Origin of the sequence: Escherichia albertii NBRC 107761 = DSM 17582 (genome assembly GCF_000759775.1) — a bacterium.
Taxonomy (GTDB): Bacteria; Pseudomonadota; Gammaproteobacteria; order Enterobacterales; family Enterobacteriaceae; genus Escherichia; species Escherichia albertii.
On sequence record NZ_BBMY01000037.1, the window covers coordinates 17,127 to 35,412 of the forward strand.

Annotated in this window: 17 protein-coding genes, 1 tRNA gene and 2 pseudogenes; 12 read left to right on the forward strand and 8 right to left on the reverse strand. The window is 49.0% G+C overall.

From position 1 onward, the window contains the following. Positions 1-164: 164 nt before the first annotated feature. On the reverse strand, positions 165-1,145 hold the full coding sequence (locus EA14781_RS08915; RefSeq protein ID WP_071585986.1) for a PilT/PilU family type 4a pilus ATPase: 981 nt from the start codon (positions 1,143-1,145) through the stop codon (positions 165-167). A 17-nt stretch (positions 1,146-1,162) separates the two neighbouring features. Between EA14781_RS08915 and yggS the strand changes: the two genes are divergently transcribed. The 5 genes from yggS to hemW are packed head-to-tail and all read left to right on the forward strand — an operon-like array spanning position 1,163 to position 4,468. Then, positions 1,163-1,867 carry a pyridoxal phosphate homeostasis protein gene (gene yggS, locus EA14781_RS08920; protein ID WP_002461292.1) on the forward strand — a complete coding sequence of 235 codons (705 nt, stop codon included), beginning with the start codon at positions 1,163-1,165 and terminating at the stop codon, positions 1,865-1,867. Between the two features lie 17 nt (positions 1,868-1,884). Then, entirely contained in the window at positions 1,885-2,451 is a 567-nt protein-coding gene (gene yggT, locus EA14781_RS08925) for an osmotic shock tolerance protein YggT (protein ID WP_001094840.1), read from the forward strand. Further along, positions 2,448-2,738 carry a DUF167 family protein YggU gene (yggU, locus tag EA14781_RS08930; protein WP_001277225.1) on the forward strand — a complete coding sequence of 97 codons (291 nt, stop codon included), beginning with the start codon at positions 2,448-2,450 and terminating at the stop codon, positions 2,736-2,738. Before yggT ends, yggU begins: the two co-directional genes overlap by 4 nt. A 7-nt stretch (positions 2,739-2,745) precedes the next feature. Then, on the forward strand, positions 2,746-3,339 hold the full coding sequence (locus EA14781_RS08935; RefSeq protein ID WP_001174775.1) for an XTP/dITP diphosphatase: 594 nt from the start codon (positions 2,746-2,748) through the stop codon (positions 3,337-3,339). Beyond that, positions 3,332-4,468: a radical SAM family heme chaperone HemW gene (hemW, locus tag EA14781_RS08940; protein WP_000239991.1), complete on the forward strand. Its 1,137-nt coding sequence runs from the start codon at positions 3,332-3,334 to the stop codon at positions 4,466-4,468. The genes EA14781_RS08935 and hemW overlap by 8 nt, the downstream gene beginning before the upstream one ends. A 64-nt stretch (positions 4,469-4,532) precedes the next feature. Here the strand turns inward: hemW and EA14781_RS08945 are convergent, their stop codons facing one another. The 5 genes from EA14781_RS08945 to trmB form a co-directional block, all read right to left on the reverse strand. After that, a complete protein-coding gene (locus tag EA14781_RS08945; protein ID WP_000745182.1) occupies positions 4,533-5,540 on the reverse strand; it encodes a DUF1202 family protein in 1,008 nt (335 codons plus the stop codon). Between the two features lie 116 nt (positions 5,541-5,656). Further along, a complete protein-coding gene (ansB, locus tag EA14781_RS08950; protein WP_000394134.1) occupies positions 5,657-6,703 on the reverse strand; it encodes an L-asparaginase 2 in 1,047 nt (348 codons plus the stop codon). A 175-nt stretch (positions 6,704-6,878) separates the two neighbouring features. Next, positions 6,879-7,598, reverse strand: coding sequence for a YggN family protein (locus tag EA14781_RS08955; protein WP_000984784.1), 720 nt, complete (start codon positions 7,596-7,598; stop codon positions 6,879-6,881). A gap of 182 nt (positions 7,599-7,780) precedes the next feature. After that, entirely contained in the window at positions 7,781-8,107 is a 327-nt protein-coding gene (locus EA14781_RS08965; RefSeq protein ID WP_001107555.1) for a YggL family protein, read from the reverse strand. Beyond that, positions 8,107-8,826 (reverse strand): tRNA (guanosine(46)-N7)-methyltransferase TrmB, encoded by a 720-nt coding sequence (gene trmB, locus EA14781_RS08970; protein WP_000786927.1) that lies wholly within the window; start codon positions 8,824-8,826, stop codon positions 8,107-8,109. Before trmB ends, EA14781_RS08965 begins: the two co-directional genes overlap by 1 nt. Positions 8,827-8,986: 160 nt before the next feature. On the opposite strand from trmB, the gene mutY reads away from it, so the two are divergent. From mutY to nupG, 4 genes are all read left to right on the forward strand, one after another. Continuing rightward, the gene (gene mutY, locus EA14781_RS08975) at positions 8,987-10,039 is read left to right on the forward strand and encodes an A/G-specific adenine glycosylase (RefSeq protein ID WP_024164719.1); all 1,053 of its coding nucleotides are present in this window, start codon (positions 8,987-8,989) and stop codon (positions 10,037-10,039) included. 27 nt (positions 10,040-10,066) lie between these two features. Further along, positions 10,067-10,342: an oxidative damage protection protein gene (locus EA14781_RS08980; RefSeq protein WP_000091700.1), complete on the forward strand. Its 276-nt coding sequence runs from the start codon at positions 10,067-10,069 to the stop codon at positions 10,340-10,342. Between the two features lie 67 nt (positions 10,343-10,409). Then, positions 10,410-11,489, forward strand: a complete 1,080-nt coding sequence (mltC, locus tag EA14781_RS08985; protein WP_024164718.1) for a membrane-bound lytic murein transglycosylase MltC — start codon at positions 10,410-10,412, stop codon at positions 11,487-11,489. A 199-nt stretch (positions 11,490-11,688) separates the two neighbouring features. After that, entirely contained in the window at positions 11,689-12,945 is a 1,257-nt protein-coding gene (gene nupG, locus EA14781_RS08990; RefSeq protein WP_001049794.1) for a nucleoside permease NupG, read from the forward strand. 48 nt (positions 12,946-12,993) lie between these two features. On the opposite strand, the pseudogene EA14781_RS08995 reads toward nupG, so the two are convergent. Continuing rightward, positions 12,994-15,129, reverse strand: a pseudogene (locus EA14781_RS08995) (ornithine decarboxylase). A 402-nt stretch (positions 15,130-15,531) separates the two neighbouring features. Here EA14781_RS08995 and EA14781_RS09005 point away from each other — a divergent pair. From EA14781_RS09005 to EA14781_RS24800, 3 genes and pseudogenes are all read left to right on the forward strand, one after another. Continuing rightward, complete coding sequence (locus EA14781_RS09005; protein ID WP_000234475.1) at positions 15,532-16,239, forward strand: DUF554 domain-containing protein; 708 nt, start codon at positions 15,532-15,534, stop codon at positions 16,237-16,239. A gap of 105 nt (positions 16,240-16,344) precedes the next feature. After that, positions 16,345-16,420, forward strand: a tRNA-Phe gene (locus EA14781_RS09010). A 199-nt stretch (positions 16,421-16,619) separates the two neighbouring features. Beyond that, positions 16,620-17,125: pseudogene (locus EA14781_RS24800) on the forward strand (integrase arm-type DNA-binding domain-containing protein); the annotation flags it as partial. Positions 17,126-17,907: 782 nt separating this feature from the next. Here EA14781_RS24800 and copM read toward each other — a convergent pair. Continuing rightward, positions 17,908-18,270 (reverse strand): CopM family metallochaperone, encoded by a 363-nt coding sequence (copM, locus tag EA14781_RS09020; protein ID WP_000472955.1) that lies wholly within the window; start codon positions 18,268-18,270, stop codon positions 17,908-17,910. Positions 18,271-18,286 lie beyond the last annotated feature (16 nt).

Below are 18,286 nucleotides of genomic sequence, written 5' to 3' on the forward strand. Positions count from 1 at the left end.
AAATTGTAGATAGCGCCATCGCCCCGTCTTGCCGGACGCGGCGTAAACGCCTTATCCGGCCTACATCTGGCAGCGATTGTAGGTCTGATAAGACGCGTTAGCGTCACATTAGACATTTATTGCCTTTGTAGGCCCGATAAGCTTGCGCATCGGGCATGGCAACGTCACAAACGCCCTTCCCCCACCCGCTGCTGATAACTCTGCTGAAAAGTTAACATCCCCACCTGCTGCCCGGTTTGAATAACATGCGGCAACTGGTGGGTTTTCCCTTCGCGAATCAAATTCCCCACCGCAGGTGTGTTAATCAGCAATTCAAACAGCGCCACGCGTCCTTCCTGTTTATCCACTTCCAGCTTTTGTGACAACACGGCCCGTAAACTACCCGCCAGTTGATTACGCACGGGGTCTTTTTCCTGCGCCGGAAACGAATCCACCAGCCGCTCGACCGCCTGAGCTGCTCCGCGCGTATGCAAGGTTGCCAGCACCAGATGACCTGTTTCTGCCGCCGTCAACGCCAGGCGAATGGTCTCGCTGTCACGCAGCTCGCCAAGCAAAATTACATCGGGATCTTCCCGCAATGCCGCACGTAATCCCGATGCAAACGTCATACAGTGCAAGCCAATCTCCCGCTGCTGGATCAAACATCGCTGGCTGGCATAAAGATATTCCACAGGATCTTCCAGCGTAAGAATATGCGCATCGGTATGCTGATTGAGATAACCAACCATCGCCGCCAGTGTGGTGGATTTGCCGCTCCCCGTCGCCCCCGTCACCAGAATCAGTCCATTCTCGTTATTGAGTAGTTCCGGTAATACCGTCGGCGCACCAAGCTGTTCGAGTTGCGGGCAATGCGAAGGCAACAACCGTAACGCCAGCGAAATGCCTTGCCGTTGCGCGAACGCACTGCCGCGCAATCGCTGGTTTTCCGCCAACGACACGGCAAAGTCCAACTGCCCATTCTCCAGCAATAACGCTCGCTGATCGTCATCCAGCCATTCCCTTAGCAGCACTTCAATGTCCGGCGTATCAAACGGCGCAGCTTCCATCCTCCCGCGAATACGCCAGCGTGCAGGCCAGGCGCTACACAGGTGTAGATCCGAGACATTATGCTTTACACTAAGAGCCACAATTTCTTCCATATTCATACTAAGATCCTCGGAAAATGAACGATATCGCGCATAACCTGGCACAGGTCCGGGACAAAATCTCAACGGCTGCAATGCGTTGCGGTCGTTCTCCAGAAGAAATTACGCTACTTGCAGTCAGTAAAACCAAACCTGCGAGCGCCATCGCAGAAGCTATTGATGCCGGGCAGCGTGAATTTGGAGAGAATTACGTTCAGGAAGGTGTTGATAAAATTCGCCACTTTCAGGAACTGGGCGTAGAAGGATTGCAATGGCATTTCATTGGCCCATTGCAGTCCAACAAAAGCCGTCTGGTGGCAGAGCACTTTGACTGGTGTCATACCATCGACCGTTTGCGTATCGCCACGCGTCTCAACGATCAGCGTCCGGCAGAACTTCCCCCTCTTAACGTGCTGATACAAATCAACATCAGCGATGAAAACAGTAAGTCAGGCATTCAACTGGCGGAACTGGACGAGCTGGCGGCGGCGGTGGCTGAGTTACCACGTTTACGTCTGCGCGGACTGATGGCAATCCCTGCGCCAGAGTCAGAATATGTAAGGCAGTTTGAAGTCGCACGCCAAATGGCTGTAGCATTTGCCGGGCCGAAAACGCGCTACCCGCATATCGACACACTCTCCCTGGGGATGTCAGACGATATGGAAGCCGCCATTGCGGCAGGTAGCACGATGGTTCGCATCGGCACTGCCATCTTTGGTGCACGTGATTACTCTAAAAAATAAGGAATTAAAGGAACGCCATGAATACGTTGACTTTCCTGCTTTCAACGGTCATTGAGCTGTATACCATGGTGCTGTTATTACGCATCTGGATGCAGTGGGCTCATTGTGATTTTTATAACCCTTTCTCACAGTTTGTGGTGAAAGTCACACAGCCAATTGTCGGACCACTGCGCCGTGTTATTCCGGCAATGGTGCCTATCGACAGTGCCTCACTGCTGGTTGCCTATATTCTCAGCTTTATCAAAGCCATCGTGCTGTTCAAAGTGGTAACCTTCCTGCCAATCATCTGGATTGCCGGTTTGTTGATCCTGCTGAAAACCATCGGCCTGCTGATTTTCTGGGTCCTGCTGGTAATGGCGATTATGAGCTGGGTAAGCCAGGGCCGTAGCCCTATTGAATACGTGCTGATTCAGTTAGCCGATCCGCTGCTGCGTCCTATTCGCCGCCTGCTGCCTGCTATGGGGGGAATTGATTTCTCGCCGATGATCCTCGTACTGCTACTGTATGTCATCAATATGGGTATCGCAGAAGTACTGCAGGCGACCGGAAACATGCTGCTACCGGGGCTGTGGATGGCGTTATGAGTGCCGTAACAGTGAACGATGACGGTCTGGTTTTACGGCTTTATATTCAGCCGAAAGCCAGCCGTGATTCTATTGTCGGTTTACATGGCGACGAGGTAAAAGTCGCCATTACCGCACCGCCGGTCGATGGTCAGGCCAACAGCCATCTGGTGAAGTTTCTCGGCAAGCAGTTCCGGGTAGCGAAAAGCCAGGTGGTGATTGAAAAAGGCGAACTTGGCCGTCACAAACAAATTAGAATCATTAATCCGCAACAAATTCCGCCAGAAATCGCGGCGTTAATTAATTAGGTATCCTATGCAAAAAGTTGTCCTCGCAACCGGCAATGCCGGTAAAGTGCGTGAGCTGGCGTCGCTGCTTAGCGACTTCGGCCTTGAGATCGTAGCTCAAACGGAACTCGGCGTGGATTCTGCCGAAGAGACCGGACTGACTTTTATCGAAAACGCGATTCTGAAAGCGCGCCACGCAGCAAAAATGACTGGCTTGCCGGCGATTGCTGATGATTCCGGCCTGGCGGTTGATGCACTTGGCGGCGCACCGGGTATTTACTCCGCTCGTTACTCCGGCGAAGACGCGACCGATCAAAAGAATCTGCAAAAACTACTGGAAACACTGAAAGACGTACCGGACGACCAACGTCAGGCGCGCTTCCATTGCGTGCTGGTATATCTGCGCCACGCTGAAGATCCAACCCCGCTGGTATGCCACGGCACCTGGCCGGGGGTGATTACCCGTGAACCTGTCGGTACTGGCGGCTTTGGTTATGATCCAATCTTCTTCGTACCTTCCGAAGGCAAAACTGCTGCCGAACTGACCCGCGAAGAAAAGAGTGCCATTTCCCACCGTGGTCAGGCGTTGAAACTGCTGCTGGACGCTTTACGTAATGGTTAAATTACCGCCGCTGACTCTCTACATTCACATCCCGTGGTGCGTGCAGAAATGCCCGTACTGCGATTTCAACTCTCACGCGTTGAAAGGAGAAGTGCCGCACGACGATTATGTTCAGCATCTGCTTTGCGATCTGGACAACGATGTGGCTTACGCCCAGGGCCGTGAAGTGCAGACAATCTTTATTGGCGGTGGTACGCCGAGCTTGCTTTCTGGCCCGGCGATGCAAACGCTGCTGGACGGCGTTCGTGCGCGTTTGCCGCTGGCAGCGGATGCAGAAATTACGATGGAAGCGAACCCTGGCACAGTAGAAGCCGATCGCTTTGTCGATTACCAACGTGCTGGTGTTAACCGTATCTCTATTGGCGTACAGAGTTTCAGCGAAGATAAGTTAAAACGGCTGGGACGTATTCATGGTCCGCAAGAAGCGAAACGCGCTGCAAAACTGGCAAGCGGGCTGGGGCTACGTAGTTTTAACCTCGATTTGATGCACGGGTTACCCGATCAATCACTGGAAGAGGCGCTAGGCGATCTGCGCCAGGCCATTGCACTGAATCCGCCGCACCTTTCCTGGTATCAACTGACCATCGAACCCAATACGCTGTTTGGCTCACGCCCGCCCGTTCTGCCGGATGACGACGCGTTGTGGGATATTTTCGAACAGGGGCATCAGTTGTTAACCGCGGCAGGTTATCAACAATATGAAACTTCCGCTTATGCCAAACCAGGTTATCAGTGTCAGCACAATCTTAACTACTGGCGATTTGGCGACTACATCGGTATTGGCTGCGGCGCGCACGGCAAAATCACCTTCTCTGATGGTCGCATCCTGCGTATCACCAAGACGCGTCACCCGCGTGGTTTTATGCAGGGGCGGTATCTGGAAAGCCAGCGCGATGTTGAAACCGCAGATAAGCCATTTGAGTTCTTTATGAATCGCTTCCGTTTGCTGGAACCTGCGCCGCGCGTGGAGTTTAGCCAGTATACTGGCCTTTCTGAAGCAGTGATTCGCCCACAGTTAGACGAGGCTATCGCTCAGGGCTATCTCACCGAATGTGCGGATTACTGGCAGATAACGGAACATGGGAAGTTGTTTTTAAATTCGCTGCTGGAGCTTTTTCTGGCGGAGTAAATTTGTGTAACCGGATGCGGAGTGAACGCCGCATCCGGCTACAGGCCATGCGTCATCGCAATAATTATTTAATCACTCCATTACGCCGTAAATCGTCAGTATCTTTTTTCCAGCGATCGCAGGCCTGGTTGATATCGTCAATCTTCATCAAAATCGCGACTTTTTTACTGTTTATTTCCGAAACTTTCATCGTTAGCGGATATTGTCCTTTTTCAAGCGTTATCCAGTCATCCTGCAATTTACGGCTGAGTTTTTCTGATTGTAGAAAAGTCTGTCGCCGCTGTTCATTGATATCAAAATCCCGTTTCTGCTGAATGGGCACTTCATAACACTCTGCGCTTTGTTTATGGCATGCCGCTATCGCAGGTTGATAGGCCTCTTTGTCATATTTCGTGGCGAACGCTTCACTATCATTTTGTTTATTAAACTCATCTCTCTGCTGGAATATCTTTTTAAATGCATCTTCCCGGGTCATTTGTTTGCCATTTGCATTTTTTCCCCAATAAGCATCTGCCGCTTTCTGCGCCGCAACCATTTGCTTATCAAGCTCTTTTACATCCTTTTCCAGCGCAGGAATCGAGTTCTTCTGGGTATTCAACGCTGATTCAAGCTGACTAAAGCGATAATTGAAATCTTCGCTATTCACAATCAGGTATTTATTATTCGTTTTAATATCGTCGACCACCCGCCCACTATCACTGGCTGCCGCCTGAAAAGAGTAAAAGTTCACCGTCCAGCCAGACGCCGGCGTTCCTTTACTGGTCAGCATTGCTGAGAATTTTACCGGTTTATCTTTCGCCCAGGTCTGTTCGAGCAGTTCATAATCTGCCAGTTGACCGACCCTGGTATAGAGATCATCGCTGGAAGAGACATCGCCTTCTGCTGACCAGGTGGCCTGATTACCTTTCGCATCAAGGTTTTTTAAACTGATAGCATCAAGTTTGAGTATGCCGTGATACTGCTTTTTGAATTGATCTTTTAAAACATTTTCAGTTGGCGGTTCGCCATCAGCCCAGCCATTACCAGACATCAACACAAACAGTGCAGTGCAGACAATCCATTGCTTTTTCACCAGAAAACCTCCGTGCGAAATAATTTGTTCCAGCAATTATCATTAGCGCGATAACAATTAGCAATGGACGTGAGTCTGAAGTGAAAAAGCCCCGGCAAGATACCGGGGCGAGGTGATTAGTACTGATTGAAGATCTGCTGGATCTGCTGCGGATCTTTGGTTTGCGTCAAAGCCAGTTGCAGCAGAACGCGCGCTTTTTGCGGGTTCAGCGTGCCAGAGGCGACGAAACCGTATTTTGCATCATCCACTTCGGCATCCTGAGTCGTTGCCCCCGTCGGTACACGGGAAGAACGCACTACCGCAGTGCCGTTTTTCGCCGCAGTCGCCAGAGTATCAAACACGGTTTTATACAGATTGCCGTTACCCACGCCGGCGCTAACGATACCGTCATAGCCCGCCTCTACCAGCGCTTTTGCCGGAAGATCGGAAGCGTTAGCGTAGTTATAAACGATGCCGACTTTCGGCAGTTCATTCAGCTTAGAGACATCGAACGGTGTGTCGCTGGTATGCTTACGTGCCGGAGTACGCTGGTAGTCAATCTTACCGTTGTGAATGTAACCCAGCGGGCCATAGTTAACAGACTTAAAGGTCGCTACGTCAGTGGTGTTGGTTTTCGTGACATCACGACCGTCCAGCACGGTATCATTCATCACCACCAGCACGCCACGATTGGCGGAGGCTTTATCTGCTGCGGTAACTACAGCGTTATACAGGTTGAATGGACCGTCTGCGCTCATAGAAGTGGACGGACGCATTGCACCAACCATCACGACTGGCTTATCACATTTCACCGTCAGATCAAGGAAGTAAGCCGTCTCTTCCATCGTGTCGGTGCCGTGAGTAATGACAAAGCCGTCAGTCTTATCGCAGTCAGTGTTAATTTTTTTCGCCAGTGTCAGCCAGACATTATCGTTCATGTCCTGAGAGCCGATATTCACGACCTGCTCGCCTTTAACGTTCGCTATGTCCTTCAGTTGCGGTACCGCATTGACCAGATTTTCTACGCCAACTTTACCTGCTGTGTAGTTAGATTTGGTTGCGGAGTCACCACCACCGGCAATGGTCCCGCCGGTTGCTAAAATGGTGATATTCGGTAATGCCAATGCTGCACCACTAAAACCCATAACCAGTGCGGCAAGTGCCGTCTTTTTGAAAAACTCCATTTCATTCCTCCAGTTACGTGAACGTTACGTATTATCCCTTAGCTTTGTATGGGAAATTTGACGTTAAACAATTTACAACGTGAATATATTTTGGAGTTCTATAAAGTTAGAGGCAGGTAACAAAACGAAGAATTAAACGGCATAAAACAGTATTATGCCGCCTTAAAATAGAGGATTATTTTAAATTCCCGACCAGAGCTTTGCGGCTCTCTTCCAGAGTCACAACACGGCTACAGACATCTTTGCCAAACTGCTGGAAATCTTTTTCCTGCTTTTTCCATTCATTCTGGATTGAGGATTGCAGACCGTCCAAGCTTCCCAGCACGTTCTGTAACGGGTTACCGCCGCTTTTCAGCACCGCTTTCGCGCCCATTTCATTAATGCTGTCCTGCAAAATACCGCCCATCGCCTGATTTACTAACTGCTGACCATCGGCACGAACCTGATCAATGGCTTTGTAGTGGAATGTCAGACCATCGCTGCGCGTTTCGATAATGCGATTCATCTGCTCTTTTAACTGCGCATCAAGTTTAGTCAAACGACTGCGCATTTTGCTGTTTTCGCCCATTTCCTGAACGATGATCTTATCCAGCGCGACACGTGCCTTCTCTACGCGGCTTTTCGCACCTTCATCGATCCACGGCAACGTGCTGCGCAGTTCCGCCTGATAATCCTTCGCCTGCTCGCGCTGGGCGGCGTTCAGAGAATATTGCTTGCCGTTGTACTTCACATTACCGTCTGGCGTGATCACCAGGTCGCCGTTTTCACCTTTCACCTGTACGGTTTGCGGGCTGACAATCACATCATCACGCGGCGTGACGCTGCACTTGTAGTCAGCGTGCGCGGCCATTGCCGTTACTGAAAGCGCTGCCGCCAGCAGCATTTTGCGCATCATAGTCTTCCCTCAAGAAAAATCAGGCCAGCATTTGCTGGCCCCAGATTGATAACAAAGTGCGCATTGTCCATGCCGGATGCGGTGTAAATGCCTTATTCGGCCTACTCGATTATGCATCTTTGCAGGCCTGATAAGCGTAGCGCATCGGGCAGTTTTGCATTTGTCATCACCCGTATGCTTTCTTAGTCCCACCAAACGTCGAAAAGTTCGCTGGTGCGAACCTCTTCCAGTTTGCGCTCTTCCAGCCACTTACGTACAACGGCCTGATGTTCTTCGGTGCATTTGCCGATTTCCTGCATGCAGATCAAACCTTCCCAGGCCAGATATCCGCTGCCGTCAAAGGCCAGTTTGTTCGGTTCGATAACTTCGTTGATAAAATCATCAACGGTTTTATCAATCTGTTCTTCCGATATACCTTCCGGGAATCGCCATGCCACCGAAAATCCTAATTCCTGGAATTCGTCAATGTGCATTTTTTTACGCAGACGACGGCTACGGTTCTTTGCCATTATTTCACCCTCTCGAACATTAAGTCCCATACTCCGTGACCAAGACGATGACCACGTTGTTCAAATTTCGTCACCGGACGAGATGCCGGACGCGGTACGTAATCGTTGCTCTCTGACAGGTTGTTATAACCATCAATGGAAGACATCACTTCAAGCATATGCTCCGCATAAGGTTCCCAGTCGGTCGCCATATGGAATACGCCCCCCAGCTTCAGTTTGCTTTTTACCAGCCCGGCAAACGGTACCTGAACGATACGGCGTTTATTATGGCGCGCTTTGTGCCACGGGTCAGGGAAAAATAGCTGAACCATGCTTAATGAGTTGTCAGGAATCATTTTATGCAGCACTTCTACCGCGTCATGGCACATCACACGCAGGTTGCTTAAGCCTTCTTCATGCGCGGAGGCCAGACACGCGCCGACACCCGGTGAATGCACTTCAATGCCGAGAAAGTCCTGCTCCGGGCGTTCTTTCGCCATTGCTACCAGCGAAGCCCCCATACCAAAACCAATCTCAAGTGTCACCGGCGCTTCACGGCCAAACAACGTCGAGAAATCTAGCATATCTTCGCTGAACTCAACGCCCATCACCGGCCAGTAGTTTTCCAGCGCATGTTCCTGGCCTTTGGTCAGTCGCCCCTGACGGCGCACAAAACTACGGATACGGCGCAGAGGGCGGCCGTTTTCATCAAATTCCGGTGAGATGACGTCGTTTTTCATAAAGATTTAGTCGCTTGTGAAAGTGTTCTGAAAACGGGCATTATCCAAAGTTAGTTGTCGGATGCAAGCATGATAAGGCCGTGACTGCGGAAAGTTCCGGTTTACACTCTGCCGCTGCTGTGCTGCAATCTTGCCCCCAACAACAGTGAATTCGGTGACCATGCAAGCGTCGCAATTTTCAGCCCAGGTTCTGGACTGGTACGATAAATACGGGCGGAAAACCCTGCCCTGGCAAATTGACAAGACGCCCTACAAAGTATGGCTCTCAGAAGTAATGTTGCAACAAACACAGGTTGCGACCGTTATCCCCTATTTTGAACGCTTTATGGCGCGCTTCCCGACGGTGACCGATCTCGCCAATGCGCCGCTGGACGACGTTCTCCACTTGTGGACCGGGCTTGGCTATTACGCCCGCGCGCGCAATCTACATAAAGCGGCACAGCACGTTGCCACCTTACACGGCGGTAAGTTCCCGGAGACCTTTGAGGAAGTCGCGGCACTGCCTGGCGTCGGACGCTCCACCGCAGGCGCTATCCTCTCACTTTCTCTGGGTAAGCACTTTCCGATTCTCGACGGCAACGTCAAACGGGTGCTGGCGCGATGCTATGCTGTAAGCGGCTGGCCAGGGAAAAAAGAGGTCGAAAATAAACTGTGGCGTTTGAGCGAGCAGGTTACACCCGCCGTCGGCGTGGAGCGGTTTAATCAGGCGATGATGGATTTGGGCGCGATGATTTGCACGCGTTCAAAGCCGAAATGTTCGCTTTGCCCGCTACAAAACGGATGTATTGCCGCTGCCAATAATAGCTGGTCGCTTTATCCGGGCAAAAAACCAAAACAGACGCTGCCGGAGCGCACGGGCTACTTTTTGCTATTACAGCATGATGATGAAGTATTGCTGGCGCAACGTCCGCCAAGCGGATTGTGGGGCGGCCTGTTCTGTTTCCCACAGTTTGCCGATGAAGAAAGTTTGCGGCAATGGCTGGCGCAACGGCAAATCAACGCCGATAAACTGACGCAATTAACCGCATTTCGTCATACCTTCAGCCATTTCCACTTAGATATTGTGCCTATGTGGCTTCCCGTGTCGTCATTCACCGACTGCATGGATGAAGGTAATGCGCTCTGGTATAACTTAGCGCAACCGCCGTCAGTTGGCCTAGCGGCTCCCGTGGAGCGTTTGTTACAGCAGTTACGCACTGGCGCGCTGGTTTAGCGCGTGAGTCGATAAAGAGGATGATTTATGAGCAGAACGATTTTTTGTACTTTCCTGCAACGTGAAGCAGAAGGTCAGGATTTTCAGCTATACCCAGGCGAACTGGGAAAACGCATCTACAACGAGATTTCTAAAGAAGCCTGGGCGCAATGGCAACATAAACAAACCATGCTGATTAATGAAAAGAAACTCAACATGATGAATGCCGAGCACCGCAAGCTGCTGGAACAGGAAATGGTGAATTTCCTGTTCGAGGGTAAAGAGGTGCATATCGAAGGCTATACGCCGGAAGATAAGAAATAAAAGACATTGCCGGAGCACACCTCCGGCAAATTGCATAAAAACAAACACTACACGCATTCCCGGAATGATGAAAAAATATCTTGCGCTGGCTTTGATTGCGCCGTTGCTCATCTCCTGTTCGACGACCAAAAAAGGCGATACCTATAATGAAGCCTGGGTCAAAGATACCAACGGTTTTGATATCCTGATGGGGCAGTTCGCCCACAATATTGAGAACATCTGGGGATTCAAAGAAGTGGTGATCGCTGGTCCGAAAGACTATGTGAAATACACCGATCAATATCAAACCCGCAGCCACATCAACTTTGATGACGGTACGATTACTATCGAAACCATCGCCGGGACAGAACCTGCAGCGCACTTGCGCCGGGCAATTATCAAAACGTTACTGATGGGTGACGATCCGGGTTCAGTCGATCTCTATTCCGATGTTGATGATATCAGGATTTCGAAAGAACCTTTTCTTTACGGTCAGGTGGTGGATAACACCGGGCAGCCCATTCGCTGGGAGGGGCGTGCGAGCAAATTCGCCGATTATTTGCTAAAGAACCGACTGAAAAGTCGCAGTAACGGGCTGCGTATCATCTACAGCGTGACCATTAACATGGTGTCGAACCATCTTGATAAACGTGCGCACAAATATCTCGGTATGGTCCGTCAGGCATCGCGTAAATATGGCGTCGATGAGTCGCTGATTCTGGCGATCATGCAGACCGAATCTTCCTTTAACCCGTATGCGGTCAGCCGTTCCGATGCACTGGGGCTAATGCAGGTGGTACAACATACTGCCGGGAAAGATGTGTTCCGCTCACAGGGGAAATCCGGCACGCCAAGCCGCAGTTTCTTGTTTGATCCTGCCAGCAATATTGATACCGGCACCGCGTATCTGGCAATGCTGAATAATGTTTATCTCGGCGGCATTGATAACCCAACGTCACGGCGTTATGCCGTTATCACCGCCTATAACGGCGGCGCAGGCAGCGTTTTACGCGTCTTCTCAAATGATAAAATTCAGGCTGCCGCTATTATTAATACCATGACACCGGGCGATGTTTATCAGACGCTGACGACCCGCCATCCTTCGGCGGAATCTCGTCGCTATCTGTATAAGGTAAATACGGCGCAAAAGTCCTGGCGCCGTCGATAATTCTACTTTTGCCTCTGAGGATGCCAGAGGCAAAAGTGTTACGTACGTCACAATTTCGTTTTGCAAATCGGGAATGTTTGCAATTATTTGTCACAGGTAACAAAAAAACAGTCAGTGAAGTTGATAGAATCGCATCATATTGCACGGTCAAATGTGCTTTTTAGAACACTTATCCGCATCATGATGTGAGGAAATTAACATGAATCTTAAGCTGCAGCTGAAAATCCTCTCTTTTCTGCAGTTCTGTCTGTGGGGGAGTTGGCTAACGACCCTCGGCTCCTATATGTTCGTTACCCTGAAGTTCGACGGTGCTTCTATCGGTGCAGTTTATAGCTCTCTGGGTATCGCCGCGGTCTTTATGCCTGCATTGCTGGGGATTGTGGCCGATAAATGGATGAGTGCGAAATGGGTATACGCTATTTGCCATACCATCGGCGCTATCACTCTTTTTATAGCGGCGCAGGTCACCACACCGGAAGCGATGTTCCTCGTTATCCTGATTAACTCGTTTGCTTATATGCCAACGCTTGGGTTAATCAACACCATCTCCTACTATCGTCTGCAAAATGAGGGGATGGATATCGTTACTGATTTCCCGCCAATCCGTATCTGGGGCACCATCGGCTTTATCATAGCAATGTGGGCAGTGAGCCTGTCTGGTTTCGAACTGAGCCATATGCAGTTGTATATCGGCGCTGCGCTCTCCGCCGTTCTGGTTCTGTTTACCCTGACTCTGCCGTATATTCCTGTTGCTAAACAGCAAGCTAACCAGAGCTGGACGACGCTGCTGGGGCTGGATGCGTTCGCGCTGTTTAAAAATAAGCGTATGGCGATTTTCTTCATCTTCTCGATGTTGCTGGGTGCAGAACTGCAAATTACCAACATGTTCGGTAATACCTTCCTGCACAGCTTCGACAAAGATCCAATGTTCGCCAGCAGCTTCATCGTGCAGCATGCGTCAATCATTATGTCGATTTCGCAGATCTCGGAAACGCTGTTCATCCTGACAATCCCGTTCTTCTTAAGCCGCTACGGTATTAAGAACGTAATGATGATCAGTATCGTGGCGTGGATCCTGCGTTTCGGTCTGTTTGCCTATGGCGACCCGACTCCGTTCGGTACTGTACTGCTGGTGCTGTCGATGATTGTTTACGGCTGCGCATTCGACTTCTTCAACATCTCTGGTTCGGTGTTTGTCGAAAAAGAAGTGAGCCCGGTAATTCGCGCCAGTGCACAAGGAATGTTCCTGATGATGACCAACGGCTTCGGCTGTATCCTCGGCGGCATCGTGAGCGGTAAAGTTGTTGAGATGTACACCCAAAACGGCATTACCGACTGGCAGACCGTATGGCTGATTTTCGCAGGCTACTCCGTGGTTCTGGCCTTCGCATTCATGGCGATGTTTAAATACAAACACGTTCGTGTTCCAGCCGGAACACAAACTGTTAGCCACTAATTACGCAAAGAAAAACGGGGCGCCAGAAGGTGCCCCGTTTTTTTATTCTTACTTCAACACATAGCCGTACAACCGTTTCATACCATCCGCATCGGTTTCGCTATAGACACCTTGTAGCTCCGGCGAAAATCCTGGCAGCAAATTCACCCCTTCTTCCAACGCGAGAAAATAACGCTGAACCGCCCCGCCCCAGACTTCTCCTGGCACCACGCAAAGTACGCCTGGTGGATAAGGAAGCGCGCCTTCTGCGGCAATTCGTCCTTTAGCATCACGAATGCGCACCAGCTCAACTTCACCACGAATATAGGCACTATGCGCGTCCTGGGGATTCATCACCACTGGAGGGAAACTCTGTTGGCGGAACATCGCTTTTTGCAGGTCTTTGACGTCGAAACTGACATACAGCTCGTGCATCTCCTGACACAACTGACGCAGGGTATAGTCGCGATAGCGCACTGGATATTTGTTATAAACGCCTGGCAACACTTCAGCCAGTGGCGAGTCATCCTCAATATGTTGTTCAAACTGCGCCAGCACCGCCACCAGTTGCGCCAGTTTCTCGTGACTTTCCGCCGGGGTTAATAAGAACAGAATGGAGTTGAGATCGCACTTTTCCGGCACAATACCGTTTTCACGCAGATAGTGCGCCAGAATCGTCGCCGGAACGCCAAAGTCGCTATATTCGCCGGTTTGCGCATCGATTCCCGGCGTGGTCAGGAGCAGCTTGCATGGATCAACAAAATACTGATCCTCGGCATATCCCTCAAAGCCGTGCCACTTTGCCCCCGGCTCAAAACTAAAGAAACGGCGGTCGGAAGCCAACACTGAGGTCGGATAATCCTACCACAATTTGCCATCGACAACAGGCGGAATAAACGGGCGGAACAGCTTACAGCGCGCAAGAATCGCCTTGTGAGCATCAATCCCCAACTCGACACACTCTGCCCACAGCCGACGCCCACTCTCTCCTTCATGAATTTTGGCGTTAACGTCCAGCGCGGCAAACAGCGGATAGAACGGGCTCGTAGAGGCATGAAGCATAAAGGCATTATTCAACCGTTTATGCGGGCAAAAACGCACCTGCCCGCGAATATGGTTATCTTTTTTATGGATCTGCGAAGTCTGTGAGAACCCCGCTTGCTGTTTGTGCACAGACTGAGTGACAAAGATACCTGGATCATTTTCGTTAAGCGCTAACAACAATGGCGAGCTATCCGCCATCATCGGAATAAATTGCTCGTAGCCGACCCACGCGGAATCAAACAGAATGTAATCACACAGATGGCCAATGGTATCGATCACCTGACGAGCGTTGTAGATGGTGCCGTCATAGGTCCCCAACTGAATAATCGCCAGACGGAACGGACGCGGCTGTTCGGCTTTTTCTGGCGCAACGTCGCGAATTTGCTGGCGCAGATAATCTTCATTAAAACAATGAGCATCAATACCGCCGATAAAACCAAACGGGTTACGTGCGGCTTCCAGATACACAGGCGTCGCACCAGCCTGAATCAGCGCACCATGATGATTCGACTTATGGTTGTTGCGATCGAACAACACCAGATCACCACGCGTTAATAGTGCGTTAGTCACAACCTTATTCGCTGCCGAGGTGCCGTTAAGCACAAAGTAGGTTTTATCGGCATGAAATACCCTGGCGGCGAATTTCTGTGCATCCTTCGCAGAGCCTTCATGGATAAGCAAATCACCCAGTTTCACATCGGCATTACACATATCGGCGCGAAAGACGTTCTCGCCAAAGAAATCGTGAAAATGGCGTCCGGCAGGGTGCTTTTTAAAAAACGTGCCATGTTGATGACCTGGGAAAGCAAAGGTGCTGTTGTCCATCTCAACGTACTGCGTCAACGTGTCATAAAACGGCGGCAGCAAATTATCTTCATACCGACAGGCCGCAGATTCCAGTTCCAACCAATGCTGCTCATTTCCGTTGATGAGTGCCGTGACGCCCGCTGGCAACTCGACCACATATTCGGAAAATAAAAATACTGGCAGTTGAAAACCAATACGCTTAAGTAACGTAAGAATGCCGCTACGACTATCTGCAGCGGTAATAACAACTGCCGCAATATCAGTAAAATCAGTATCTTCCAACGCCACCACACGGCGATGAGTAGAAAGCCGGGAAACCAGTTCGCCACTGGCGGCAATACCCATTAATTTCATAAGCGCAAAACCCGTTTCGGGGAAGTTAAAATGCCGGGCAAGGGTGGAAAACCCTGCCCCATGAGATGTGGCTAAAACTGGTCACCAGCTCCGACTGCCGGACATCAGTAAAAGCAGAAGCGCTCTGATTTTACTGTTATCTCGCAGTGAGCGTGCGTTAACGTCACCGCATGAAAATCAGCGTCACAGCACGGGAGGCATTTCGCGCAAAATGGCGGAAAGCGGGAGAATGCAAGGAGGCGGCATACATCAGGCAAACTCCGTACAGGAAGGGGAAAATTTGCGCAATCATGGCACCTTTCATCAGAGCGAGCAAGCCAGGACTTTGCGACCAGACAAGCCATCAGGCAGCGAATACGTTCATAATAAGGGTATCTGACAATACAGTTAGCAGGAACTCTTGTGGTAATTGGTCCCTTTATCAATGCAGGTGCAGTATTAACAGGCGGCGTTCTTGGCGCTCTGCTGAGTCAACGCTTACCGGAGCGGATCCGTGTCTCAATGACGTCCATTTTTGGCCTGGCATCGCTGGGGATTGGTATTTTACTGGTAGTGAAATGCGCCAACCTTCCCGTTATGGTATTAGCCACCCTGTTGGGAGCGCTGATTGGCGAGTTTTGTTTTCTGGAGAAAGGAATCAATAACGCTGTTACCCGAGCGCAGAGTCTGTTTCGTTCCCCACACAAAAAACCAACGCATGAATCATTTATTCAGAATTTTGTGGCGATTATCGTCCTGTTCTGTGCCAGCGGTACCGGGATTTTTGGTGCAATGAACGAAGGAATGACTGGCGATCCGAATATTTTGATCGCCAAATCGTTTCTCGATTTCTTTACTGCGATGATTTTCGCCTGCTCGCTCGGCATTGCGGTGTCAGTAATAAGCATTCCATTACTGATCATCCAGTTAACCCTTGCCAGTTGCGCCACGCTGATATTGCCGCTGACCACTCCTGCAATGATGGCTGACTTTAGCGCCGTAGGCGGATTACTGCTGTTGGCAACCGGTTTGCGCATTTGTGGCATAAAAATGTTTCCGGTGGTCAACATGCTACCGGCATTACTTCTGGCAATGCCGCTTTCCGCCACCTGGAGCGTCTGGTTTGCCTGACGATGCGTGCAATAGCAGCAAAGTGATGATAGATTGTGCAGTCTGCCGTAAATTGAAGAAATTTGATTGACGAGACGAGGCGAATCAGGTTTAATGCGCCTCGTTGCCCGGATAGCTCAGTCGGTAGAGCAGGGGATTGAAAATCCCCGTGTCCTTGGTTCGATTCCGAGTCCGGGCACCAAATTCATATCAACGGACCTCCACGGAGGTCCGTTTTTCGTTTCAGAACGCCACAATTTAAGCATTCCGCCTCCAAATCAATTCTACCGAACTCAACCAGATTCTCCCCAACATCAACCTCATTGTGTGGGTATAATTGCGGATATACCCCAGTTCGACGGAATTTGTACCCTCTTTAATGCATTCAGAAATGCTGGATTATGGCACTGACTGACGCAAAAATCCGGGCAGCAAAACCCACCAACTTATAAACTCACTGACGGGGCTGGCATGTTCCTGCTGGTACATCCTGATGGTTCCCATTACTAGCGTCTCCATTATCGTATTCTGGGTAAGGCAAAAAACTGGTCCAGGTGTGTATCCAGAAACCTCTCTCTCCGAAGCACGTTCAAAACGGGATGAAGCCAGAAAACTGATTTCGGAGGAGATTGCCCCTTGAGAATAGAAAAGAGCTAAAAAAATAATCCCTGATTTACAACTCTCTTTTGCACATATTACACGACGCCAGCATGCCAGTAATAAACAATGGGCACAGTCACACAGCGATAAAGTTCTCAGAAGCTTCGAGACACATGTTTTTCTCTTTATCAGTAACCGGGATATAACAACTCTCAATCCCCCAGACCTGCTTATCCCTGTTCGCGCTGCAGAGGCTAAACAGATTTATGAAATCTCCAGTCGTCTACAGCAGAAAATATCTGCTGTAGGTGGATTTTATGAACCTGTACATAAATTTGTGTCATTACCTGATTTGGATATATTCAATATCAAAAAATGGGATATCGGCAACCGCTCACAAACTCCAGATTAGGTCCTCCTGTCCCGGCAATCTTTAGTTGCTGGAACCAGCCACCTGAAGTGCTTAGTAACCATGAAATGGTGTCATATCTGATAGAGTTTTATAATTATCAATATATCTTCATATTTATAATTACCATCATCATGGTACCCCAATAATAAAATGAATTTTGGAGATTAATGTTCTTATCTTGCCTTCATACGTTTTTTCGATATTCTCACAAGAATATCATTTTTTATGGCGTTACAAACATCCAATATATCGCAATCAAATGAAGATATATAAAAAACATAGCTTTTACATCCAATAACTATAACTCTTATATCATTTTCATTAACAGGAGTAATTTTAATCCGCACACTTTCATGTACAGATTCACAAGAGAAAAATATGAGAACCGAACATAATTCGAAGGATGCTCCCAAAACCATATCAACATTTAAGTCCCTGGCTGCTCTAATTTTTCTGTCGCATTTTATATAATTCAATGAGTTTTGTAAATCATACTCCTCTTTATTTATACGTAATAGCTTTGTATAATTACTCAATACATCATGAGCGATGTGTCTGATTTTATTCTTCATGGCTCTTGTTAATGTAAGCAAATGTTCTCTTTTATATAAGAGATTGTCATGGTTTATTATACCAAGTCTTTTATTTTAAACCATATAGTTAACATTTCCTATTAACTATATGGTTACATTATAAAAGCACGTCAGGTATATTTTATTTTCCTTTAACCATTCCTGCATCTCTTTTATCTCCTTTTTTTGCTCTAATATAATATTTTTTGCCAACTTAATCATTTCGGGATTTTTCCCATATTTAAGTTCAATTTCTGCCATTTCAACTGCACCTAAATGATGAGGTAACATTCCAGCAGCAAAAGCTACATCAGGATCATTACTCATCATGCCGGTGTGCATTTTCTCCTGCATTATCCGCATATCGGTATTTAGTTCTTCATGCATTTTTTTCGCTTGTTCAACGCTCAATTCATTCGCATATGAAAAAAAAGGGAGCATTAATATTACTAAGGCTTTCTTAAACATACTATCTCCAATACGG

Bases quoted from the DNA above. Each gene is read 5' to 3' on its own strand.
- EA14781_RS08965 (WP_001107555.1), bottom strand. From the start codon at position 8,107: ATGGCAAAGAACCGTAGCCGTCGTCTGCGTAAAAAAATGCACATTGAC.
- trmB (WP_000786927.1), bottom strand. From the start codon at position 8,826: ATGAAAAACGACGTCATCTCACCGGAATTTGATGAAAACGGCCGCCCT.
- nupG (WP_001049794.1), top strand. From the start codon at position 11,689: ATGAATCTTAAGCTGCAGCTGAAAATCCTCTCTTTTCTGCAGTTCTGT.
- ansB (WP_000394134.1), bottom strand. From the start codon at position 6,703: ATGGAGTTTTTCAAAAAGACGGCACTTGCCGCACTGGTTATGGGTTTT.
- yggS (WP_002461292.1), top strand. From the start codon at position 1,163: ATGAACGATATCGCGCATAACCTGGCACAGGTCCGGGACAAAATCTCA.
- EA14781_RS08955 (WP_000984784.1), bottom strand. From the start codon at position 7,598: ATGATGCGCAAAATGCTGCTGGCGGCAGCGCTTTCAGTAACGGCAATG.
- EA14781_RS08935 (WP_001174775.1), top strand. From the start codon at position 2,746: ATGCAAAAAGTTGTCCTCGCAACCGGCAATGCCGGTAAAGTGCGTGAG.
- mutY (WP_024164719.1), top strand. From the start codon at position 8,987: ATGCAAGCGTCGCAATTTTCAGCCCAGGTTCTGGACTGGTACGATAAA.
- yggU (WP_001277225.1), top strand. From the start codon at position 2,448: ATGAGTGCCGTAACAGTGAACGATGACGGTCTGGTTTTACGGCTTTAT.
- EA14781_RS08915 (WP_071585986.1), bottom strand. From the start codon at position 1,145: ATGAATATGGAAGAAATTGTGGCTCTTAGTGTAAAGCATAATGTCTCG.
- mltC (WP_024164718.1), top strand. From the start codon at position 10,410: ATGAAAAAATATCTTGCGCTGGCTTTGATTGCGCCGTTGCTCATCTCC.
- yggT (WP_001094840.1), top strand. From the start codon at position 1,885: ATGAATACGTTGACTTTCCTGCTTTCAACGGTCATTGAGCTGTATACC.
- EA14781_RS08980 (WP_000091700.1), top strand. From the start codon at position 10,067: ATGAGCAGAACGATTTTTTGTACTTTCCTGCAACGTGAAGCAGAAGGT.
- copM (WP_000472955.1), bottom strand. From the start codon at position 18,270: ATGTTTAAGAAAGCCTTAGTAATATTAATGCTCCCTTTTTTTTCATAT.
- hemW (WP_000239991.1), top strand. From the start codon at position 3,332: ATGGTTAAATTACCGCCGCTGACTCTCTACATTCACATCCCGTGGTGC.